Raw genomic sequence first — 22,403 nt, 5'->3', positions numbered from 1 at the left:
ACAGATTTGATGTAAAAATGGTGGAGTAGGAAAAATTGCACAATTCAATTGTATTATATTTTATATTATAGATAACAAAACGATAGCTTATTAAACCAAAGCACAACATCGTTTTAAATATTTTGTAAGTTTGTAAAAGCTTTAAGATCTCAAAAAATATAGAGGAGTGTTTTTAATGGAAGATTTATTCAAAGCAATTAAAGATACAGTTCAAGCAGGAATCGATGGGGACAACGCTAAATTAGGTACAAGCATTGTAAGCATCGTTGAAAATGGTGCAAGTGTACTTTCTAAATTATTTGGATTCTAATTTAAACATTTTAAATATAAATTATAAAGGGAGAGATTTTAAATGACAAAATTAGCAGAAGCAATCGCAAAAACAGTTGAAGCAGCTAAATCAGGAAACGACGCAGAATTAGGTTCAAGCATTGTTGATATCGTATCAAGCGGTGTTGGTTTATTAGGTAAATTATTCGGATTCTAATAGTTGAAAATTATAAAAAAATAGTAGAGGAGATACTAACATGGAAAAATTATTCGAGGCAATCAAACAAACAGTACAAGCAGGAATCGATGGGGACAACGTTAAATTAGGAACAGGTATTGTAAGCATCGTTGAAAATGGTGTAGGCGTACTTTCTAAATTATTCGGATTCTAATATTGATATAGACAATGGTCAAGGTGATAACCTTGGCCATTTTTTAATGTCTAATTTTATATGCTGAATTAAGTGATATATGTTACTATCTTAATTAGAAATTACGGTCGAGTAAATTGAGAAAGTAGTGGGATAAAATGGAAAGTAAAAATATATTTATTGATTTTGATGATACATTAGTCGATTTTCACGATGCAGAAGCATATGCGTTCTTTAATTTAACTAAACATTACCAATTACATACAACTAGGCATGATTTAGAAACATTTATGAAAGTAAATCAATCACATTGGGAAGCGTTTCAGAATAATTTATTAACTAAGGATGAAGTGTTATCTAAACGTTTCGAAGCGTATTTCGATTTACATGCGTTAAAGGTAAATGGTGTAGAAGCAGACCATATCTTTAGAGATGAATTAGCCAATGCACCGATAAAGTATTTTCCCAAGACGTTAGAAACATTAGAAAAGCTAAAAGAACAACACAACTTATATATTGTTACGAATGGTGTGCTAGAAACGCAAGAACGTAGGATTGGAAAAACGCCTTTTGGTCAATGGTTCGATGGTGTGTTTGTTTCAGAGCAGACCGGTTATCAAAAACCAATGCCAGAATTCTTTGATTTTGTATTTAATGAAATTGGTGAGGACAAGCGTAATAATGCAATTATTATAGGTGATTCATTGACTTCTGATATTTTAGGTGGAAAAAACGCAAATATTGAAACTTGCTGGTTCAATCCACGTCAGAAATTAAACACTACTGATATCGAACCTGATTTTACAATTACTGATATGCAAGAATTGATTCGATTAATTTAAATGCATGCAAATAAACATATGTGATAGGTGAGAGACATTTCACTTATTCTCTAGTTGAAATGTTTGCAAGATAGTTTGCAGTTTAACATATCGTTTTGGGTTAGTTGCTAATTTAACTAAATGACAGCATGTATACTGTATAACAGTCTGATGTAGCAAGTATCATTTTAAACCAATAAATAGCTAGTGATTTGTGTGCATAAATGTACTGTGTAAAAGTAAATGCAACATAAGATGAATAATTTAAATAATAACCTCACTAACTAGGTTTTAATGTGAGATGCCAAATAGAACAAGATAAGTATTAAGATTAAAGCATAATATTAATATGAGATAAGCGCTGGATATTAATACGCAAGCTTTCAAAATAAAGAATGCCGATTCAAAAGTTTAAATCCAAACTTTTGAATCGGCAATTTAATATGATTTAATCTCGTTACGTTTTGATTTTAAAAATGGCTTCCTAACGCAATCAAAATGTTTAAACAAAACTGCTAGAATCAGTTTCGTTTATGGTGTCCAAACGAGAACGTCATGACCATCTTTATTTGTTTCATTTAAATCAGTAAATCCTTGTTTAATAAAGAATTCTTTAGATTGATTTCTTGCGATAACTTTAATTGGTAGACCTTGTTTCTTAGCGAAATCTAGTAAAGTTGTACCATAACCTCGATCTTGGAAATCACGTAAAACTTCTAATTTCCAAATGATATTATAATCTTCGAAGTCAGGGAAGTGTTGTTCTTCGACCTCACCTTTTCTATATAATGCCATCCTTGCACCTAGTCTATCTCCGACGTAAATGCCGTAGAATGGCGAATCCGAACTAGCATCAATCATTTCACCACGAAGTTCATCAACTAAATATAAATCTTCGTTGCCAAAATTTCTAAAATCTTCAAATAATTCATCTGTTTTATAATTGATACCTAGACTTTTTACTTCACTCATAGACGGCTTCCCCCTTTGTTTTGTTATTTCTATTATACAATATTTATATTGATTTTTCACAAAAATGACTGTTTTAAACATGTATTTACTTATAATTGAAAATTTGTGGAGGTACGTTTACATATAAAAGTTAATTATGAGAGTTCAAACTATTTTTGTTAATCAGGTAATAAAAGATAATGAAAAAGTTGGATTTTTATAAGCCGTAAAATTGTCAATATAGTATATAAACTTTATACTAGGTAGGAATAGAGTAGCATAAGGAGAATTTCGAATGTATTGTATGACTGAGAAACTAAATGAAAACGATAAATTTATAACGAACCTAAAAAATAGTGACCATACATTAGCGCAATTTTACCATTTAAATGCAATGAATCCTGATAGCTTTAAGCAGAGATTTGATTTAGAGAATAATGGAAGAGAGATTGCAGTAGCTAATGTTATTGAAAAGTATATGAGTGATCTATCACTTACATCTGAGCAAGTTGAGAATATAGATGCTTTGAAAAAGGGTGCAAAAGTAGTAATTGGTGGCCAGCAGGCTGGTTTATTTGGTGGACCGCTATACACTTTGCATAAAATTTTTTCAATCATAACGTTAAGTGAAGAATTAAAAGAAAAATATCATAAAAAAGTAGTTCCTATTTTTTGGATTGCAGGAGAGGATCATGATTTTGACGAAGTAAATCATACATTTGCCTATAATTCGAAGAAAGCAAAGCTACATAAAATTAAATATCATACTATGACACCACCAGAAAGTAATGTTTCTAGATATTCTCCTGATAAGGAAGAGTTACGTGATACATTGAATCAGTTTTTCCAAGCATTGCCAGAGACACAACACTCTCAATCCATTATCAATCTATATAGAAACGTGATTGATCAATACGATAATTGGACTGATATGTTTAAGGCATTATTAAATGAAATATTTAAGGCATATGGCGTATTATTCATTGATGCTAATGATGAAGGTTTGAGAGAAGTTGAAAAGCCTTTTATAAAACAATTAATCATACAACACCATGAGGTCGACACAGCATTTAGAGCTACTCAAGCACGTACTAAGGAAAGTGGACTAGAACAAATGATACAAACAGATACAAATGTTCACTTATTCTTACACGAAGATAATATGAGACAGTTATTAACATTTGAAAATGGCCAATTTAAACTTAGTAAATCTGATAAGGTTTATTCGACTGCTGAGTTATTAAATATTTTAGAGCAGGAACCGGGAAGATTTTCTAATAATGTTGTTACACGTCCAATAATGGAAGAGTGGTTGTTTAATACTGTTGCATTTATTGGAGGTCCGAGTGAAATAAAATATTGGGCTGAGTTAAGTGATGTGTTCAAAGTAGTCGACGTATCGATGCCTATTGTCTTACCTCGTTTGCGTATTAGCTATATTAATGAAAGAACTGAAAAATTATTATCGCAGTATCAACTTGATTTAAACAAAGTATTAGTTGATGGGATAGATGAAGATAAGCAACGATTTGTTAGAGCGCAAGCCTCTGATTCATTCTTAGAACAAGTCGAGCAAATGAAGCAACGACAAGATGAATTATATAAAAACTTATTATTGGAAGTTTCAAATAGTAATGATAATAGACTATTAGTCGATAAAAATAATGAAATTCATCAACAGCAATATGATTATCTACTTAACCGATATTTATTAAATATTGAACGTGAAAATGACATAAGTATGAAACATTTTAATGAAATTAACGAAGTGCTCCACCCAATGGGAGGATTACAGGAAAGAATTTGGAATCCAATCCAAATAATGAATGAATTTGGGATAGATGTGTTCAAGCCCTCCACCTATCCACCACTTTCCTACACTTTTGATCATATCATTGTAAAACCTTAGAGAGAGTAAGGTTGAGCCCGATTCATCGGAATGATGAATCGGGCATTTTTTTATGTTCTATAACAAATTTTGGTGAAAATTGTATAATTAGTGGAGGATAGTGGTGAGATGTGGTAAATTATAAATATAAGAAGGTGAGGTGATTATAAATGTTCATGGGTGAATACGAACATCAGTTGGATACAAAGGGACGTATGATAGTGCCTTCCAAATTTCGTTATGACTTGAATGAGCGTTTTATAATCACTAGAGGCCTTGATAAGTGTTTGTTTGGTTACACTTTGGAAGAATGGCAAGTTATTGAAGAGAAGATGAAGACGCTTCCTATGACAAAGAAAGATGCTCGTAAATTTATGAGAATGTTTTTCTCTGGTGCTGTTGAAGTGGAATTAGACAAACAGGGGCGTATTAATATTCCGCAGAATTTAAGACAATACGCCAATTTAAGTAAAGAATGTACAGTCATCGGTGTATCAAATCGCATTGAAATATGGGATAGAGCAACATGGAATGATTTCTATGATGAATCTGAAGATAGTTTCGAAGATATTGCTGAAGACTTAATTGATTTTGATTTTTAAATGGAGGAATTAGAGTGTTTCATCATGTCAGCGTAATGCTTAAAGAAACCATTGATTACTTGAATATAAAAGAAGATGGTATATATGTCGACTGTACATTAGGTGGAGCTGGACATGCCCTTTATTTATTAGAGCAATTAAGTGATGATGGTAGGCTAATAGCAATAGACCAAGATACAAATGCAATTGAGAATGCTAAAGAAGTACTGAGTGATCATTTACATAAAGTGACTTTTGTACATAGTAATTTTAGAAAGTTATCTGAAATTTTAAATGATTTGAATATTGAAAAAGTAAACGGTATCTACTATGACTTGGGCGTATCTAGTCCACAATTAGATGTTCCTGAAAGAGGATTTAGTTACCATCACGATGCGCAATTGGATATGAGAATGGATCAAACACAATCACTTTCGGCCTACGAAGTTGTTAACGAATGGTCATTTGAAAGTTTGGTTCGTATTTTCCATAGATATGGGGAAGAAAAATTTTCAAAGCAAATTGCTAGACGCATCGAACAAAACAGAGAACAACAACCTATTAATACAACATTAGAACTTGTAGATATTATAAAAGAAGGTATTCCTGCAAAAGCTCGACGCAAAGGTGGCCATCCGGCTAAAAGAATATTCCAAGCAATTAGAATTGCAGTGAATGATGAATTGTCAGCTTTCGAAGATTCATTAGAACAAGCAATTGAATTGGTGAAAGTAGACGGTCGAATTTCAGTCATCACTTTCCATTCGCTTGAAGATCGTTTGTGTAAACAAATGTTTCAAGAATATGAAAAAGGACCTGAAGTGCCAAGAGGATTACCTGTAATACCTGAAGCATACACACCAAAATTAAAACGAGTTAACCGTAAACCTATCATTGCGACTGAAGATGATTTAGAGATAAATAACCGAGCGCGTAGTGCTAAATTACGTGTAGCCGAAATCTTGAAATAAGGAGTGGATTATGAGTGGCAGTAGAAAAAGTATATCAACCATATGATAATATTGAACAACAAATTCCAGAGACAAAACCCTCGACCCAACCTAAAACAGTTAAAAGAAAAGTTGTAGTACAGTTAACAAAATTTGAAAAGATGTTATACATAGGACTTATAACAATAATTGCTTTAATCAGTATATATATGCTATCTTTAAAAATGGATGCGTATGATACTCGAGGGAAAATTGCAGATTTAGATACAAAAATAGAAAAGCAATCTAGTGAGAATAGCGCAATAGAATCTGAAATTAAAAAGAACTCATCATATGAACGCATTTACGACAAGGCTAAAAAGCAAGGTATGAGCCTTAAGAACGACAATGTAAAGGTAGTGCGTAATAATGACGAAGCGAAGAATTAAATTTAAAAAACCAAAATTACCAATAAAACAAAATAAAATAGGGGCAGTCCTACTCATTCTTGGATTCGGACTGCTCTTTTTTACGTTGGTTTTAAGATATTCATATATTATGTTGACCGGCCACTCATCTGGAGAAGATTTGATTTTAAAAGCTAATGAAAAATACTTGGTAAACAGTCAAGAACAACCTGAACGTGGTAAGATTTATGATCGAAACGGTAAAATATTGGCAGAAGACGTAGAACGATATAAACTTGTAGCCATTGTGAGTAAAAAAGCCAGTGAAGGTAGCGATAAACCTAAAAACGTTACTGATAAAAAGAAAACTGCGAAAAAACTAGCAACGGTTTTAGATATGTCTGCCAAAGAAATCGAAAGTAAGTTGAATAACAAGAAAGCCTTTCAAGTTGAATTCGGTCAAAAAGGTACCGATTTAACGTATCAAGAAAAAGAAAAAATTGAAAAAATGAATTTACCAGGTATTACATTATATCCTGAGACTGAACGTTTTTATCCTAATGGAAACTTTGCATCTCATCTTATAGGTATTGCTCAAAAGGACCCTGATAGTGGGGAACTTAAAGGCGCGATGGGTGTTGAAAAGATCTTTGATAGTTATCTGAAAGGGCAAAAAGGTACCTTGTCATATATTCATGATATTTGGGGTTATATTGCACCGAATACAAAAAAAGAAAAAACACCTAAACGTGGTGATGATGTTCATCTGACAATAGACTCGAATATTCAAGTCTTTGTTGAAGAAGCGTTGGATAGCATGGTTGACAGATATAAACCAAAAGATTTATTTGCTGTGGTAATGGATGCGCATACCGGTGAGATATTAGCATTTAGTCAACGACCAACTTTTAACCCTGAAACAGGAAAAGACTTCGGGAAAAAATGGGCGAATGATTTATATCAAAATACCTATGAACCAGGTTCTACATTTAAATCATTTGGTTTAGCAGCTGCTATTCAAGAAGGTAAATTCAAACCAAATAAAGAGTATACTGCAAGACCGAGAACGGTTATGGGGTCTAAAATTTCTGACTGGAACAAAGTAGGTTGGGGAGATATCCCGATGACATTAGGTTTCACGTATTCATCAAATACCTTAATGATGCATCTACAAGACTTAGTTGGTGCAGATAAGATGAAACATTGGTATGAGAAGTTTGGTTTTGGCAAAACTACAGACGGCATGTTTGATAGTGAATCATCTGGTGGAATTGCTTGGGATAATGAAGCACAACAAAAAACTTCATCATTCGGTCAATCTACTACTGTTACTCCGGTACAAATGTTAAGAGCGCAATCTGCTTTCTTCAATGATGGTAATATGCTTAAACCTTGGTATGTCGACAGTGTGACAAATCCAGTGTCGAATAATACTTACTATAAAGGTAAAAAAGAGTATGCAGGCAAACCAATTACTAAAGATACTGCGAAAAAGGTACGTACAGAGTTGGATAAAGTTGTAAATAGCGAAGACAGTCACGCTAAAAATTATCGTGTGGATGGTTATGATATCGCTGGTAAGACTGGTACAGCGCAAGTTGCTGATCCTGATAATGGAGGATATGTCCAAGGTGAAAATCCATATTTCGTTAGCTTTATCGGTGATGCACCTAAGAAAGATCCAAAGGTCATTGTTTATGCTGGTATGAGTTTAGCGCAACAAAATGACCAAGAAGCATATGAAATGGGTGTAAGTAAAGCGTTCAAACCAATTATGGCAAACACGCTTAAATATTTAAATGTCGGAGAGAACAATACAAAAGATAGTTCAGATGTGAAATATAGTAAAGTTCCAGATGTTGAAGGGTTGGCTACTCAGAAAGCCGAAGATAAAATCAACGGCAAATCCCTAGATGCCATCGTTATTGGTAATGGTGAAAAGGTAACCAGTCAATCTGTAACGGCAAATAAAGAAGTATTACCTAATAATAAGGTGTTACTACTAACTGATGGTGATATTACAATGCCAGATATGACAGGTTGGTCAAAAGAAGAAGTCATTGCATTTGAACGTATGACAAATACTAAAGTGACAATGAAAGGTAGTGGCTTTGTATCTAGCCAATCAGTAACAAAAGGTCAAAAAGTTAGTAAAAATGATAAAATTCAAATTACACTTTCATCAGAAGAAATTGATGGTGAAGCAAGTACAAGTTCAAACTCAAAAGAAGAAACAACTAAAGAAGATAAATCAGCATCTGAAAAATCTGCTGATGATAAGTCAACAACAGACAAGAAAGATAAAAAAGAAGAGAAATCATCGAGTGATAAATCAGAATAATAGACGTTATTTATTTACCATTCGTAAATTTGAGAACGACAGAATAACAATTTGAAAGATAGGCTATATCAGTGAACGATAATAACAAAAATATTATCTTATCACTGATATGCCATGTTTCATTTTACATAATGTTTTAACCCTGCATGACGACATACAAAAACATATTCCAATTAAATATATAAAGGAGCATAATATGGTTTATCTACTCGCAATCATTGCACTTTTAATCACATTTATTTTAGTCCCAGTATTAATACCAACTTTAAAAAGAATGAAATTTGGACAAAGCATAAGGGAAGAAGGTCCACAAAGCCACATGAAAAAAACAGGTACACCGACGATGGGTGGACTGACTTTCTTAATCAGTATCATAGTTACATCGATTCTTGCAATTATATTTATCGATAATTCAAATCCAATTATTCTATTGCTATTTGTAACAATAGGATTTGGGTTAATTGGTTTTATTGATGATTATATTATTGTTGTGAAAAAGAATAACCAAGGTTTGACAAGTAAACAAAAATTCCTAGCACAAATTGGTATTGCTGTAATTTTCTTTGTATTAAGTCAAGTGTTTAACCTAACTGATTTTTCAACGGGCATTCATATTCCGTTTATCGGTATTGAAGTACCACTTTCAATTGCATATGTCATTTTTATTGTATTTTGGCAAGTTGGTTTTTCTAATGCTGTAAACCTAACTGATGGTTTAGACGGATTAGCAACAGGATTATCAATTATTGGATTTATAATGTACGCGTTGATGGCATACTTCCAAGGTGCAACATCAATCGGCTTATTCTGTGTGATTATGATTTTTGCATTATTAGGATTTTTACCTTTTAACTTAAACCCTGCTAAAGTATTTATGGGAGACACAGGAAGTTTAGCATTAGGTGGTATCTTTGCCACAATTTCAATTATGTTAAATCAAGAATTATCATTAATATTCGTAGGTTTTGTATTTGTTGCAGAAACGTTATCTGTAATGATTCAGGTTACTTCATTTAAATTAACTGGTAAAAGAATATTTAAGATGTCACCATTACATCATCACTTTGAATTGGTAGGTTGGAACGAGAAAAAAGTTGTTACAGTGTTTTGGACAGTAGGTTTAATTTCAGGGCTTATTGGATTATGGATAGGAGTGAATTAAATTGCTAAATTATACAGGGTTAGAAAATAGAGATGTATTAGTTGTTGGACTTGCCAAAAGTGGCTATGAAGCAGCTAAATTATTAAATAAATTGGGTGCCAATGTAATCGTCAATGACGGAAAAGATTTAAGTAATGACTCACATGCTAAAGATTTAGAAAATATGGGTATTACAGTAATTGGTGGTGAACATCCACTGTCATTATTGGATAATAATCCTGTAGTTATTAAGAATCCGGGTATTCCTTACCACGTACCACTTATTGATGCAGCTGTTAAAAAAGGTCTGAAGATATTAACTGAAGTTGAACTAAGCTATTTAATATCTGAAGCGCCGATTATCGGTGTAACAGGTACAAATGGTAAAACAACAGTTACCTCTCTTATTGGTGATATGTTTCAAAAAAGTCGAGTTACAGGCAAAATATCAGGTAATATCGGTTTTGTTGCTTCAAAGGTTGCACAGGAAGTAACATCAACTGATTATCTTGTTACTGAATTATCATCATTCCAATTACTTGGAATAGATCAATATAAGCCACATATAGCAATTATTACTAATATTTACTCTGCACATATCGATTATCATGAAACATTAGAAAATTATCAAAATGCAAAGAAAAAAATTTATGAAAATCAAACAGCAGATGATTATTTGATTTGTAACTATCATCAAAGGCATTTGATTGAGTCAGAAACTTTAAAAGCAAAAACATATTATTTTTCAACACAACAAGAAGTAGATGGTATATACGTTAAAGATGGGTATATCGTGTTTAAAGGTTTCAGAATCATACATAAAGATGATTTAGTGTTACCTGGTGAACACAACTTAGAGAATATTCTTGCTGCTGTATTAGCAGCTTTATTAGCAGGAATTTCAGTACGAGCAATCATCGAGAGTTTGACCACATTCTCAGGTATAGAACATCGATTACAATATATAGGAACTAATAAAACGAACAAATATTACAATGATTCCAAAGCAACAAATACATTAGCTACACAATTTGCACTAAATTCATTTGAACAACCTATTATTTGGTTGTGTGGCGGGTTAAATCGTGGTAATGACTTCGATGAACTCATACCATATATGAAAAATGTGCGTGTGATGGTAACGTTTGGTGAAACGCAAAGTAAATTTGTTAATTTAGGTGAGAGTCAAGGTAAGTATGTGATTAAGGCAGTTGATGTTGAAGATGCTGTAGATAAAATACAAGAAATTATTGAACCGAATGATGTAGTGCTATTGTCTCCTGCATGCGCAAGTTGGGATCAATACAATACTTTTGAAGAGCGTGGAGAAAAGTTCATTAATAGATTCAAAGCGCACTTGCCATCTTTCTAAAGGATGTGAAAAAATATGGCCGATAAAGTACGTGAATTTGACTCTGAATACTTGAAGCAAAAACGAGAATTAAGGCGTAAAAGGCAGAAACAAATTCAATATTCAGTATTCGGTGTATTGTTGTTTTTTATCTTATTGATACTTATCTATATGTTCACACCTTTGAGTAAAATAAGTAGTGTTGAGATAAAAGGTAATAATAATGTATCGAAGAGTGATATCAGTAAAGCAATAAATGTTAAAGATGATTCAAGAATGTATACTTATAGTACTTCAAAAGCTGAAAAGAAATTAAAAGAAAACACATTAGTTAAAGATGCCAAAGTAACAAAGCATTTTCCTAATAAAATGACGGTTAAAGTGACAGAAGATCAAATTGTGGCATTAATTAAAAAGAAAGATAAATATGTTCCAATAACGGAGGATGGCACTGAATTGGAAAATTTCCAAGATAGTGTGTTGGATGATGGTCCGATTATTGATGGTTTCGATAAAGAACGAAAGGACAAAATCATACGACAGTTAGCTGAAATGCCAGCAAAAGTTAGGGGACTAATATCTGAAGTTAAATATGATCCACAACCCAATATGCAAAACCAAGTGAAATTATTTACTACAGATAATCTTCAAGTAGTAGGTAACTTAAATACAATTGGTAGTAAAATGAAGTATTATCCTCAAATGTCACAATCATTAGATCGTGATGAAAGTGGAAACTTGAAAAAAGCAGGTTATATTGATTTATCTGTTGGTGCTTCCTTCATTCCATATAGTAGTGGTTCTGATCAAAAATCAGAAACGGATAAAAATGTTGAACAAGGAAATAACCAAGAAGATAAAGCGAAAGATCAGCTGCAAAGTGCTTTAAATAAGATAAATAAGAAAAAAGACAAAAATAATTAAAAAATTTAGACAAATACATGTGTTTATAGTTCACAACCGCGAAACTGTATTGTAAACTGTTAATAGTGTGAACTTGATTATGTAATTGTCAGGAGGTGCCTATCTATGGAAGAGCATTATTATGTAAGTATAGATATCGGTTCATCAAGTGTAAAAACAATAGTAGGCGAAAAATTTCACAATGGAATTAATGTGATAGGTACAGGACAAACCTACACGAGTGGAATTAAAAATGGTCAAATCGATGATTTCGATATTGCGAAACAAGCAGTCAAAGATACAATTAAAAAAGCTTCTATTGCTTCAGGTGTAGACATTAAAGAAGTGTTCCTTAAACTTCCAATTGTCGGCACTGAAGTGTTTGATGAATCTAATGAAATAGAATTTTATGAAGATACTGAATTAAATGGTACACATATTGAACATGTACTAGAAGGTATCAGAGAAAAAAATAACGTACCGGAAACAGAAATAATTAATGCATTTCCGATTAAGTTTCTAGTTGATGGCGACAATGAAGTTTCTGATCCAAAGGAATTAATTGCGAGACATAGCTTGAAAGTAAATGCAGGTGTCATTGCGATTCAAAAATCAATCTTAATCAATATGATTAAATGTGTAGAATCTTGTGGTGTAGATGTATTAGATGTATATTCTGATGCGTACAACTACAACTCAGTTTTATCTGCTACAGAGAAAGAACTTGGTGCTTGTGTGATTGACATCGGCGAAGATTTAACTCAACTTGCTTTCTATGAACGTGGTGAACTTGTTGATGCGGATGCAATTGAAATGGCAGGTCGTGACATTACAGAAGACATAGCTGAAGGATTAAACACTTCATATGAAACAGCTGAAAAGATTAAACACCAATATGGTCACGCTTTCTTTGATTCAGCATCTGATCAAGATGTATTCACTGTGGATCAAGTAGACAGTGAAGAGGATGCACAATTCACTCAAAAAGACTTAGCTGATATTATTGAAGCACGTGTAGAAGATATTTTCTTTGAAGTGTTCGATGTATTACAAGAGTTACAATTAACAAAAGTTAATGGTGGATTTGTAGTAACTGGAGGTTCAGCAAACTTATTAGGTGTTAAAGAATTATTACAAGATATGGTTAGCGAAAAAGTAAGAATTCATACACCGTCACAAATGGGTATAAGAAAACCTGAATTCTCTTCAGCAATTTCAACAATTTCTAGTAGCATTACTTTCGACGAATTGCTAGATTATGTTACAATAAGTAATCATGACAGTGAAGAATTCGAAGAAGAAGTTATCGAATCTGATGAGACGACGAATAATACAAAAACAAGCGGATTTGATTGGTTTAAGAAAAAATCGAATAAGCAAGATGAAGCACCAGCGTCAGATTCATCTTCAGAAGATTCACAAGTGACAGAGACATATGACGAAGAAGTAAACGCTGATAGCGACGTTGAACATAAGTCTCAACACAACGAACAAAAGGATGAAAGTAAATTTAAAAAACTGATGAAATCTCTATTCGATTGATTGGCCATTAAAACTAGGAGGAAATATAAATGTTAGAATTTGAACAAGGATTTAATCATTTAGCGACGTTAAAAGTCATCGGTGTAGGGGGCGGCGGAAACAACGCTGTAAACCGAATGATTGACCATGGTATGAACAATGTTGAGTTTATTTCAATCAATACGGACGGGCAAGCTTTAAACTTATCTAAAGCTGAGTCTAAAATCCAAATTGGGGAAAAATTAACTCGTGGTTTAGGTGCAGGTGCTAACCCAGAAATTGGTAAAAAAGCTGCAGAAGAATCACGTGAACAAATTGAAGATGCTATCCAAGGTGCAGATATGGTATTCGTAACTGCAGGTATGGGTGGCGGAACTGGTACAGGTGCTGCACCAGTCGTAGCTAAAATCGCAAAAGAAATGGGAGCGTTAACAGTTGGTGTTGTTACTCGTCCATTCGGCTTTGAAGGTCGTAAACGTCAAACTCAAGCAGCTGCAGGCGTAGAATCAATGAAAGCTGCAGTTGATACACTAATTGTTATCCCTAACGATCGTTTATTAGACATCGTTGACAAATCAACGCCTATGATGGAAGCATTTAAAGAAGCAGATAATGTTTTACGTCAAGGTGTGCAAGGTATTTCTGATTTAATCGCTGTTTCAGGTGAAGTTAACCTTGACTTTGCAGACGTGAAAACAATCATGTCTAACCAAGGTTCTGCATTGATGGGTATTGGTGTTTCTTCTGGCGAAAACCGCGCGGTAGAAGCAGCTAAGAAAGCAATTTCTTCACCATTATTAGAAACATCAATCGTAGGTGCACAAGGTGTGTTAATGAACATCACTGGTGGAGAGTCATTATCATTATTCGAAGCACAAGAAGCTGCTGATATTGTACAAGACGCTGCAGATGAAGATGTAAACATGATTTTCGGTACAGTAATCAATCCTGAATTACAAGATGAGATTGTAGTTACAGTAATTGCTACTGGATTTGAAGATAAACCATCTTCTCAAGGTCGTAAAGCTTCAAATACTGGTTTTGGTAGCAGTGCAACAAGTGGTAGCGTAGCATCTAATGAAACTTCAATTAGTTCAAGTGCTGCTAGCTCATCACACTCAGTAGAAAGCAATACTGAAAGCAGAAGTCATACAACAAATGAAGATGACATTCCAAGCTTCATCAGAAATAGAGAAGAAAGACGTTCAAGAAGAACTAGACGTTAATTTGTCGGATAGTACGTCTTAAACAAAATATACTTAAGCTGAAGTTAGTAATAATAACAGTATCTATGTCATCAGGTCTCAGATCTGATGACTTTTTTAGATTTTTAATTCTAGAAGTTATTTTATGGCTATTCAATATTCAAATTAGAAGTAGTAACAGTCAATCAAAATGGAAACGGATAATCGAATAACATTTATTTTGAATAACAATTAGCGGAGGGTTTATAATGCCAGAAAAATTTGTGGAAAATAGTCATATTTTAGAATATAGAGATGACCCATTACAAAATGTTACATTAGGTATCACAACGCGAAAGAATGGATTTAGTAATTATCCAAATCACGCATTTAACATGGCGCGATATATTGATGATAATCCACAAAATATAACTAAACATCAACAAAAACTAGCTAAATTAATAAAGTTTGATAGAGCGCATTGGGTGTTTCCGATACAAACACATGAAAATAAAGTCGTAGAAATTACAGAAGAGCATCAAGGCATGAATATCGATACACTAACTGATGATTTACATGGGGTTGATGGCATGTACAGCTATGAATCTAATGTATTATTAACAATGTGTTATGCTGATTGTGTACCAATATACTTTTATAGTGAAAAGCATCATTTTATAGGTTTAGCACATGCAGGTTGGCGTGGTACGGTTGGGCAAATTGTGGTTGAAATGATAAATAAAATTGACTTTAATTTAAACGATTTACAGGTTGTTATAGGACCAGCTACATCTATGTCATATGAAATTAATGATGATATCAAAGCAAAGTTTGCTGCATTGCCAATTGATAGTACAAAGTATATAGAAACGAGAGCGTCAGATAGACATGGTATTGATTTAAAGGTTGCTAATGCATTGTTATTACAACATAGTGGCGTTCCGAAAGAAAATATTTATATTACTGATTATGCAACTTCCGAAGATTTGGATTTATTCTTTTCGTATAGAGTAGAAAAGGGTCAAACTGGTAGAATGTTAGCATTTATTGGTCAAAAGTAAAGAGGTGTATACAGTGAATGTAAGTGAAAATCTAAATGACATCGAGCAACAACTACGACAGTCAGCGGACAAGGGTAATATTTCAACATTGCCAAACGTGATTGCCGTTACAAAGTATGTTACAATAGACCGAGCTAATGATGCATATCGTGCAGGAATTAGACACTTTGGTGAGAACCGAGTAGAGGGTTTTCAACAAAAGCAACAAGCTTTACCAAATGACGTGACAATGCACTTTATTGGTGCGCTTCAAACTAGAAAGGTTAAAGAAGTTATCAATGATGTGGATTATTTTCATGCGTTAGATCGTCTTAAATTGGCAAAGGAAATTGATAAGAGAGCGACACACACAATCAAATGCTTTGTACAAGTAAATGTTTCAGGCGAAGCATCTAAACAAGGTGTGGCATTAGATGAATTAGATACTTTTATTGAAGAATTAGCACAATTTGATAATATAGAAGTAGTCGGTCTAATGACGATGGCTCCGTTAACAGATGATGAGTCGTATATCAAAGACTTGTTTCAATCATTAAGAATAAAGAGAGATGAAATTAAAGCGCTCAATTTAAATTATGCACCGTGTACTGAATTGTCGATGGGAATGAGTAATGATTTCCATTTGGCCACTGAAGCAGGTGCCTCATTTGTGAGAATTGGGACTAAACTTGTAGGAAAAGAGGAGTGAGCCCCGTGGCTTTAAAAGATTTATTTAGCGGATTTTTCGTGGTTGAAGAAGAGGATGACCAATTAGAAGCACCACCTGAAGAAGACAATAGACAACATCAAAAGCAACAAGCACAGTCTCAAAATAATTTTAACGAACAATCAAATAATGAGAGTAATGAACGTCAAAGAGCGATACAATCCGTACCTAAGAAACAATCATCTAGATTACAACAATCTACAGGGGAAAGGAAGTATCAAATGGCTAGCAATACATCAAATAATAATACTAGGAACGTTGTGAATATGAATAATCAAGAACAAGATCAATTCGGCTTTGCACAAGAAAGTTCTAAAATGTGTTTATTTGAGCCACGCGTATTCTCAGATACACAAGATATTGCAGATGAACTAAAAAATCGTCGAGCTACTTTGGTAAACTTGCAACGCATTGATAAAGTTTCTGCAAAGAGAATCATAGATTTCTTAAGCGGTACTGTTTATGCAATTGGTGGCGACATTCAACGTGTTGGGACTGATATCTTTTTATGTACACCAGACAATGTTGAAGTAGCAGGCAATATAACTGACCAAATTGATAACATGGAATATCAAGGTGAATAGAGGTAAGAATAAATGGATGTAGGTTTACTTGCAACTGTATTTAAATTTATATTATTCTTAGTTCAAATTTATTATTATGGCATGATTGTTTATTTCTTTATGTCATGGATACCGAATGCACGAGAAAATAAATTCGGACAATTTTTACAAAAAATATATGAGCCATTTTTAGAGCCATTTAGGAAGATTATTCCTCCGATAGGCATGATTGATATATCATCCATCGTTGCAATTATTGTTCTCGTGTTGTTCCAAAGAGGTTTAGTGAGTATTTTTAATATGATAATTATGCATCTTGCGTAAGGCAAACTAAACTATAAATTGAATTTAAGTGTAAAATGAATCGATAATTAAGCACCTCCCGTTATCATTGTATGACGATAGGTGCTTTTATATTGTGTTTGGAGTGATATGCAATCGATATTTATCAACATTTTAGAAAAGAAGAACAACAACTTATTGATAACTTAATGGATAAATGTAAACGAGCTAATGAGCAATATGCACCAATACTAACGAATTTCTTAGACCCAAGAGAACAATATATTTTAGAGGTAATAGTAGCGAGTTTCGAAGAATTAACAGTGCATTTGTATGGAGGTAAACATGCAGAACGCAAACGAGCGATTATAGCGCCTACTTATTTTGAACCTGAGGATTCAGACTTTGAAATTGTACTAATGGCAGTTGATTATCCAGAAAAATTCGTTACATTACAACATCAACATATACTTGGTACAATTATGTCATTAGGTATTGAAAGAGAGCAGTTAGGTGACATCGTCATAGATGGAGAAATACAGTTTACATTGACAAAACAATTAGAATCTTACATGTTACTTGAATTAAATCGCATCAAAGGTGCTACAGTTAAACTTAATTCTATTCCGTTATCAGATATGATACAATCAAAAGAGGAATGGAAGTCATTCAATACAACCGTAAGTGCATTAAGACTTGATGTTGTATTGAAAGAAATGATTCGTAAATCAAGAACAATTGCCAAACAATTAATAGATAAGAAGCGCGTTAAAGTGAATCATACGATTATCGATGCAGCTGATTTTCAGTTAGCAAGTGGGGATCTATTATCTATCCAAGGGTTTGGTCGTGCCAAAGTTACTGACATTGGTGGTACTACGAAAAAGGATAAAGTTAGAATTTCATACGAAACTTTATTCAAATAATGTTATACTTAACTTGTCGTTGACGATATGTTATGAATAAATAATTGTTGATTTTTGTACGACATTTACAGTATAGTATATAAAATAAACTGCAAAGAATACTATTTCTCGTATTTATTGAAATGATAAAATAGTGTATGATTAAGGGAGGATAATGTATGCCTTTTACACCTAGTGAAATTAAAAATAAAACTTTTACTCAAGCCAAAAATGGTTTTGAGCCTACTGAAGTAGAGAGTTATTTACAACAATTAAGTAATGAAATCGAAAGATTAAAAGAAGATAAAAAACAATTAGAAAAAGTTATAGAAGATAAAGAGACGAATATTCAGTCTTATAAAGATGTTCATCAATCTGTTAGCGATGCTTTAATTCAAGCTAAGCAGGCTGGTGAAGAGACAAAAGCTGCAGCAAATAAAGAGGCAGAGGCAACAATTGCAAAGGCCAAAGCAGAAGCAGATCGAATTGTAAATGACGGTGTTGAAAAAGCGCGTCGTTTGTCATTCCAAACTGAAGATATGAAACGTCAATCTAAGATTTTCCGTTCTAGATTCCGTATGCTTGTTGAAGCACAGTTAGACCTATTAAAAAATGAAGATTGGGATTATTTACTCAATTATGACTTAGATGCTGAACAAGTTACAGAAGAAAATGTCAATCATTTAAATGACAATGAATTAACAGAAGAAGAGAAAGCTTTAAAAGCTAAAGCAGAAGCGGATAATCAATCAGCTGATGCTACGAGTGAAAGTACAGATAAGAAATAACAGACACGTAAGTAATAATACAGCATATCAAAGCGAGAAAGGGATAGTGAGAGCCTTTTATATGTATATTACTTATATCACTGTTATCCATAGTTCAATACAGCACAATGAGAGAACTCTAAGTTGAGTTAAATAGGGTGGTAACGCGGTTTATATCGTCCCTGTTAATTGAACTTAGAGTTCTTTTTATTGTTATTAAATTGAAACACAATAGAGGAAAAATGTATTAAGGAGTGTAGAAAATGGATTATAAAGAAACATTATTAATGCCAAAGACAGCTTTCCCAATGCGTGGGGGATTGCCAAATAAAGAGCCGAAAATTCAAGAAGAATGGGAAGCAAAAAATATTTATCAAAAAGTATTAGACCAAAATAAAGGAAACCCATCTTATATTCTTCATGATGGTCCACCATATGCTAATGGTAATTTACACATGGGACATGCATTAAACAAAATCTTGAAAGATATTATTACGCGATATAAATCAATGCAAGGCTTTTATGCACCATATGTACCAGGTTGGGATACGCACGGTTTACCAATTGAACAAGCGTTAACTAAAAAGGGTGTTAAACGAAAAGAATTATCTGTTGCAGAATTCAGAGAAAAATGTGAAGCATTTGCATTAAAACAAATCGAAGGTCAGAAAAATGACTTTAAACGTTTAGGTATCAAGGGTGACTTTAACAATCCATATATTACGTTAGAACCAGAATATGAAGCTGCTCAAATTCGTTTATTCGGTGAAATGGCAGATAAAGGTTTAATCTATAAAGGGAAAAAGCCAGTTTATTGGTCACCTTCAAGTGAGTCATCACTAGCTGAAGCTGAAATTGAGTATCATGACAAGCGTTCTGCTTCAATCTTTGTAGCATTTGATGTTAAAGATGGTAAAGGCATAGTGGATGAAGATGCTAAGTTTATTATCTGGACAACTACACCTTGGACATTACCTTCAAATGTAGCTATTACTGTACACCCTGATTTGACTTATGGCCAATATGAAGTAAATGGTGAGAAATTTATCATCGGTAAGGATCTAGCTCAAAGTGTTGCTGAAACTTTAGGTTGGGATGATAACGATGTTAAATTAGATAAAACATTTACAGGTAAAGAATTAGAATATGTTGAAGCACAGCATCCATTTGTTGAAGCACAGCATCCATTTGTTGATCGTACATCATTAGTAATTAACGGTTTACACGTTACTACAGATGCAGGTACAGGTTGCGTTCATACAGCACCTGGACACGGGGAAGATGACTATATCGTTGGTCAAAAATACAATTTACCAGTTATTAGTCCAGTAGATGATAAAGGTGTCTTTACAGAAGAAGCTGGCCAGTTTGCAGGACTGTTTTATGATAAAGCAAATAAAGAAATTACTGATTTATTAACAGAAAAAGGCGCATTATTAAAACTAGAATTTATTACACATAGTTACCCTCATGATTGGCGTACAAAGAAACCTGTTATCTTTAGAGCTACGCCGCAGTGGTTTGCATCTATTGATAAAGTCCGTCAAGATATCTTAGATGCGATTACAGACACTACATTTAAAGTTGATTGGGGTAAAACACGTATCTATAATATGATTCGTGACCGTGGTGAATGGGTTATTTCACGTCAACGTGTTTGGGGTGTACCACTACCAGTATTTTATGCTGAAAATGGTGACATCATCATGACGAAAGAAACAGTTAATCATGTAGCAGATTTATTCCAAGAACATGGTTCTAACATTTGGTTTGAAAGAGATGCTAAAGCATTATTACCTGAAGGCTTTACACATCCAGGTAGTCCGAATGGTGAATTTACAAAAGAAACAGATATTATGGATGTTTGGTTTGATTCTGGTTCATCTCATAGAGGTGTGTTAGAAGAACGACCAGAATTATCGTATCCTGCTGACTTATACCTTGAAGGTAGTGACCAATATCGAGGTTGGTTTAACTCTTCAATTACGACATCAGTAGCTACAAGAGGACAATCTCCATATAAAATGTTATTATCTCACGGATTTGTTATGGATGGCGAAGGTAAAAAAATGAGTAAATCATTAGGTAATACAATTGTGCCAGATCAAATCGTGAAACAAAAAGGTGCTGACATTGCACGTTTATGGGTAAGTAGTGTGGACTATTTAGCTGACGTACGTATTTCTGAAGAAATCTTAAAGCAAACGTCTGATGTATATCGTAAAATTAGAAATACATTAAGATTTATGTTAGGTAACTTAAATGACTATAATCCAAATACAAACGCAGTTGCTGAAGATCAATTATTAGATGTTGATAAATATGTATTAAATCGATTACGTGAATTTACAACAAGTACATTAGATCATTATGATAACTTTGACTATTTAGATATTTATCAAGAATTACAAAACTTCATTAATGTAGAACTAAGTAATTTCTACTTAGATTATGGTAAAGATATCTTGTATATCGAAGAACAAGATTCATTAAAACGCCGTAGTATGCAAACAGTGCTATATCAAATTGTTGTCGATATGACGAAATTATTGGCTCCAATTTTAGCACATACAGCAGAAGAAGTTTGGTCGCATATACCTCATGTTGAAGAAGAAAGTGTACATTTAACACGTATGCCTGAACGCGTTGAAATTGATAGTGCATTTGTAGAAAAATGGAATACATTTATGAAATTGCGTGATGACGTTAACCGTGCTTTAGAAGTTGCACGTAATGAAAAGGTAATCGGTAAATCACTTGAGGCAAAAGTAATTATTAGTAGTAACGAACACTTTGATGCTACGTCATTCTTACAACAATTTACTGATTTACAACAATTGTTTATCACTTCACAAGCTGAAGTTGTTGATAAAGTTGATAGCGGTGAAACCTATAATTATGGTGACATCAAAATTGAACATGCACATGGAGAAAAATGTGAACGTTGCTGGAATTATAGCGATGAACTTGGATCTGTTGGCGAGTTAGATCATTTATGTCCACGTTGTCAATCTGTCGTTAAGACACTAGTTTAAGTGAAATTAAGACAAAAATTTTAACAAGATTACCAGATTTTGCAGCATTAGGATTATAATTTCCAATTCTTAAAATAAGAGCGCTATTCTGCAATGAACTTCGCTCTGTAAAATAGACTCAAAAAAAACACTAAGTTTATGGCTACCTTATATTTATGATATGAGCGTAGCCATTTTTAATGTGATGTGATTTATATGGTGAAATCCAAGACATAAAGTAATAACTATTATTGTTTTAATTTTAAAAAATCAAATGGTATCGTCCAAAATAGCGAATATTGTAAATTAAATATTAATTTATAGAAAGTAATAAGATGAGACTTCTGAGGAAGCAGGACGAGTCGAAGATTACAGGCAGAGGCTGTCGCTTAAGAAAATGAGCTAACAATATCAGTTAATTACTATACACAACTTCAGGTAAATTA

Annotated in this window: 22 protein-coding genes; 21 read left to right on the top strand and 1 reads right to left on the bottom strand. The window is 33.3% G+C overall.

The genetic code is table 11. The features are described 5' to 3' along the window. The first annotated feature begins 175 nt into the window (after positions 1 to 175). From SH09_RS07160 to SH09_RS07145, 4 genes are all read left to right on the top strand, one after another. Positions 176 to 310 (top strand): beta-class phenol-soluble modulin, encoded by a 135-nt coding sequence (locus SH09_RS07160; protein WP_042738941.1) that lies wholly within the window; start codon positions 176 to 178, stop codon positions 308 to 310. A 42-nt stretch (positions 311 to 352) separates the two neighbouring features. Then, positions 353 to 487 carry a beta-class phenol-soluble modulin gene (locus tag SH09_RS15900; protein ID WP_042738940.1) on the top strand — a complete coding sequence of 45 codons (135 nt, stop codon included), beginning with the start codon at positions 353 to 355 and terminating at the stop codon, positions 485 to 487. 40 nt (positions 488 to 527) lie between these two features. After that, positions 528 to 662, top strand: a complete 135-nt coding sequence (locus SH09_RS07150) for a beta-class phenol-soluble modulin (protein WP_042738939.1) — start codon at positions 528 to 530, stop codon at positions 660 to 662. 137 nt (positions 663 to 799) lie between these two features. Further along, positions 800 to 1,483, top strand: a complete 684-nt coding sequence (locus SH09_RS07145; protein WP_042738938.1) for a YjjG family noncanonical pyrimidine nucleotidase — start codon at positions 800 to 802, stop codon at positions 1,481 to 1,483. Positions 1,484 to 1,993: 510 nt separating this feature from the next. Here the strand turns inward: SH09_RS07145 and SH09_RS07140 are convergent. After that, positions 1,994 to 2,434: an N-acetyltransferase gene (locus tag SH09_RS07140; protein ID WP_042738937.1), complete on the bottom strand. Its 441-nt coding sequence runs from the start codon at positions 2,432 to 2,434 to the stop codon at positions 1,994 to 1,996. A 274-nt stretch (positions 2,435 to 2,708) separates the two neighbouring features. On the opposite strand from SH09_RS07140, the gene bshC reads away from it, so the two are divergent. From bshC to ileS, 17 genes are all read left to right on the top strand, one after another. Then, positions 2,709 to 4,322, top strand: a complete 1,614-nt coding sequence (gene bshC / locus SH09_RS07135; RefSeq protein ID WP_042738936.1) for a bacillithiol biosynthesis cysteine-adding enzyme BshC — start codon at positions 2,709 to 2,711, stop codon at positions 4,320 to 4,322. Between the two features lie 149 nt (positions 4,323 to 4,471). Next, entirely contained in the window at positions 4,472 to 4,903 is a 432-nt protein-coding gene (mraZ, locus tag SH09_RS07130) for a division/cell wall cluster transcriptional repressor MraZ (RefSeq protein ID WP_042738935.1), read from the top strand. A 14-nt stretch (positions 4,904 to 4,917) separates the two neighbouring features. After that, a complete protein-coding gene (rsmH, locus tag SH09_RS07125) occupies positions 4,918 to 5,853 on the top strand; it encodes a 16S rRNA (cytosine(1402)-N(4))-methyltransferase RsmH (RefSeq protein WP_042738934.1) in 936 nt (311 codons plus the stop codon). A 14-nt stretch (positions 5,854 to 5,867) separates the two neighbouring features. Further along, positions 5,868 to 6,260, top strand: coding sequence for a cell division protein FtsL (gene ftsL, locus SH09_RS07120; protein WP_042738933.1), 393 nt, complete (start codon positions 5,868 to 5,870; stop codon positions 6,258 to 6,260). Continuing rightward, the gene (locus SH09_RS07115; RefSeq protein ID WP_042738932.1) at positions 6,241 to 8,559 is read left to right on the top strand and encodes a penicillin-binding protein; all 2,319 of its coding nucleotides are present in this window, start codon (positions 6,241 to 6,243) and stop codon (positions 8,557 to 8,559) included. Before ftsL ends, SH09_RS07115 begins: the two co-directional genes overlap by 20 nt. 196 nt (positions 8,560 to 8,755) lie before the next feature. Next, on the top strand, positions 8,756 to 9,721 hold the full coding sequence (gene mraY, locus SH09_RS07110) for a phospho-N-acetylmuramoyl-pentapeptide-transferase (protein WP_042738931.1): 966 nt from the start codon (positions 8,756 to 8,758) through the stop codon (positions 9,719 to 9,721). 1 nt (position 9,722) lies between these two features. Then, positions 9,723 to 11,072 carry a UDP-N-acetylmuramoyl-L-alanine--D-glutamate ligase gene (gene murD, locus SH09_RS07105; protein ID WP_042738930.1) on the top strand — a complete coding sequence of 450 codons (1,350 nt, stop codon included), beginning with the start codon at positions 9,723 to 9,725 and terminating at the stop codon, positions 11,070 to 11,072. A 15-nt stretch (positions 11,073 to 11,087) separates the two neighbouring features. Continuing rightward, entirely contained in the window at positions 11,088 to 11,975 is an 888-nt protein-coding gene (locus SH09_RS07100) for a cell division protein FtsQ/DivIB (protein WP_052495422.1), read from the top strand. A 105-nt stretch (positions 11,976 to 12,080) separates the two neighbouring features. Next, a complete protein-coding gene (gene ftsA, locus SH09_RS07095; RefSeq protein WP_042738929.1) occupies positions 12,081 to 13,496 on the top strand; it encodes a cell division protein FtsA in 1,416 nt (471 codons plus the stop codon). A 29-nt stretch (positions 13,497 to 13,525) separates the two neighbouring features. Beyond that, the gene (gene ftsZ, locus SH09_RS07090) at positions 13,526 to 14,701 is read left to right on the top strand and encodes a cell division protein FtsZ (RefSeq protein WP_042738928.1); all 1,176 of its coding nucleotides are present in this window, start codon (positions 13,526 to 13,528) and stop codon (positions 14,699 to 14,701) included. A 227-nt stretch (positions 14,702 to 14,928) separates the two neighbouring features. Then, on the top strand, positions 14,929 to 15,720 hold the full coding sequence (gene pgeF, locus SH09_RS07085; protein ID WP_042738927.1) for a peptidoglycan editing factor PgeF: 792 nt from the start codon (positions 14,929 to 14,931) through the stop codon (positions 15,718 to 15,720). A gap of 13 nt (positions 15,721 to 15,733) precedes the next feature. Then, the gene (locus SH09_RS07080) at positions 15,734 to 16,408 is read left to right on the top strand and encodes a YggS family pyridoxal phosphate-dependent enzyme (RefSeq protein WP_042738926.1); all 675 of its coding nucleotides are present in this window, start codon (positions 15,734 to 15,736) and stop codon (positions 16,406 to 16,408) included. A gap of 5 nt (positions 16,409 to 16,413) precedes the next feature. Next, positions 16,414 to 17,010 (top strand): cell division protein SepF, encoded by a 597-nt coding sequence (locus tag SH09_RS07075; protein ID WP_042738925.1) that lies wholly within the window; start codon positions 16,414 to 16,416, stop codon positions 17,008 to 17,010. Positions 17,011 to 17,022: 12 nt separating this feature from the next. Continuing rightward, on the top strand, positions 17,023 to 17,313 hold the full coding sequence (locus SH09_RS07070) for a YggT family protein (protein ID WP_042738924.1): 291 nt from the start codon (positions 17,023 to 17,025) through the stop codon (positions 17,311 to 17,313). A 113-nt stretch (positions 17,314 to 17,426) separates the two neighbouring features. Further along, on the top strand, positions 17,427 to 18,197 hold the full coding sequence (locus SH09_RS07065) for a YlmH family RNA-binding protein (RefSeq protein WP_042738923.1): 771 nt from the start codon (positions 17,427 to 17,429) through the stop codon (positions 18,195 to 18,197). 158 nt (positions 18,198 to 18,355) lie between these two features. Next, entirely contained in the window at positions 18,356 to 18,964 is a 609-nt protein-coding gene (locus SH09_RS07060) for a DivIVA domain-containing protein (protein ID WP_042738922.1), read from the top strand. A 242-nt stretch (positions 18,965 to 19,206) separates the two neighbouring features. Continuing rightward, positions 19,207 to 21,978 carry an isoleucine--tRNA ligase gene (gene ileS, locus SH09_RS07055; RefSeq protein WP_042738921.1) on the top strand — a complete coding sequence of 924 codons (2,772 nt, stop codon included), beginning with the start codon at positions 19,207 to 19,209 and terminating at the stop codon, positions 21,976 to 21,978. Positions 21,979 to 22,403 lie beyond the last annotated feature (425 nt).

Origin of the sequence: Staphylococcus gallinarum (genome assembly GCF_000875895.1) — a bacterium.
Lineage (GTDB): Bacteria > Bacillota > Bacilli > Staphylococcales > Staphylococcaceae > Staphylococcus > Staphylococcus gallinarum.
Note: the sequence above shows the minus strand (reverse complement) of the source record. Positions and strands in the feature narration are given on the sequence as shown.

Excerpts from the sequence above, each read along its gene's own strand:
- SH09_RS07160 (WP_042738941.1), top strand. The coding sequence starts at position 176 with ATGGAAGATTTATTCAAAGCAATTAAAGATACAGTTCAAGCAGGAATC.
- SH09_RS15900 (WP_042738940.1), top strand. The coding sequence starts at position 353 with ATGACAAAATTAGCAGAAGCAATCGCAAAAACAGTTGAAGCAGCTAAA.
- SH09_RS07150 (WP_042738939.1), top strand. The coding sequence starts at position 528 with ATGGAAAAATTATTCGAGGCAATCAAACAAACAGTACAAGCAGGAATC.
- SH09_RS07145 (WP_042738938.1), top strand. The coding sequence starts at position 800 with ATGGAAAGTAAAAATATATTTATTGATTTTGATGATACATTAGTCGAT.
- SH09_RS07140 (WP_042738937.1), bottom strand. The coding sequence starts at position 2,434 with ATGAGTGAAGTAAAAAGTCTAGGTATCAATTATAAAACAGATGAATTA.
- bshC (WP_042738936.1), top strand. The coding sequence starts at position 2,709 with ATGTATTGTATGACTGAGAAACTAAATGAAAACGATAAATTTATAACG.
- mraZ (WP_042738935.1), top strand. The coding sequence starts at position 4,472 with ATGTTCATGGGTGAATACGAACATCAGTTGGATACAAAGGGACGTATG.
- SH09_RS07115 (WP_042738932.1), top strand. The coding sequence starts at position 6,241 with ATGACGAAGCGAAGAATTAAATTTAAAAAACCAAAATTACCAATAAAA.
- mraY (WP_042738931.1), top strand. The coding sequence starts at position 8,756 with ATGGTTTATCTACTCGCAATCATTGCACTTTTAATCACATTTATTTTA.
- SH09_RS07100 (WP_052495422.1), top strand. The coding sequence starts at position 11,088 with ATGGCCGATAAAGTACGTGAATTTGACTCTGAATACTTGAAGCAAAAA.
- ftsA (WP_042738929.1), top strand. The coding sequence starts at position 12,081 with ATGGAAGAGCATTATTATGTAAGTATAGATATCGGTTCATCAAGTGTA.
- ftsZ (WP_042738928.1), top strand. The coding sequence starts at position 13,526 with ATGTTAGAATTTGAACAAGGATTTAATCATTTAGCGACGTTAAAAGTC.
- pgeF (WP_042738927.1), top strand. The coding sequence starts at position 14,929 with ATGCCAGAAAAATTTGTGGAAAATAGTCATATTTTAGAATATAGAGAT.
- SH09_RS07070 (WP_042738924.1), top strand. The coding sequence starts at position 17,023 with ATGGATGTAGGTTTACTTGCAACTGTATTTAAATTTATATTATTCTTA.
- SH09_RS07060 (WP_042738922.1), top strand. The coding sequence starts at position 18,356 with ATGCCTTTTACACCTAGTGAAATTAAAAATAAAACTTTTACTCAAGCC.
- ileS (WP_042738921.1), top strand. The coding sequence starts at position 19,207 with ATGGATTATAAAGAAACATTATTAATGCCAAAGACAGCTTTCCCAATG.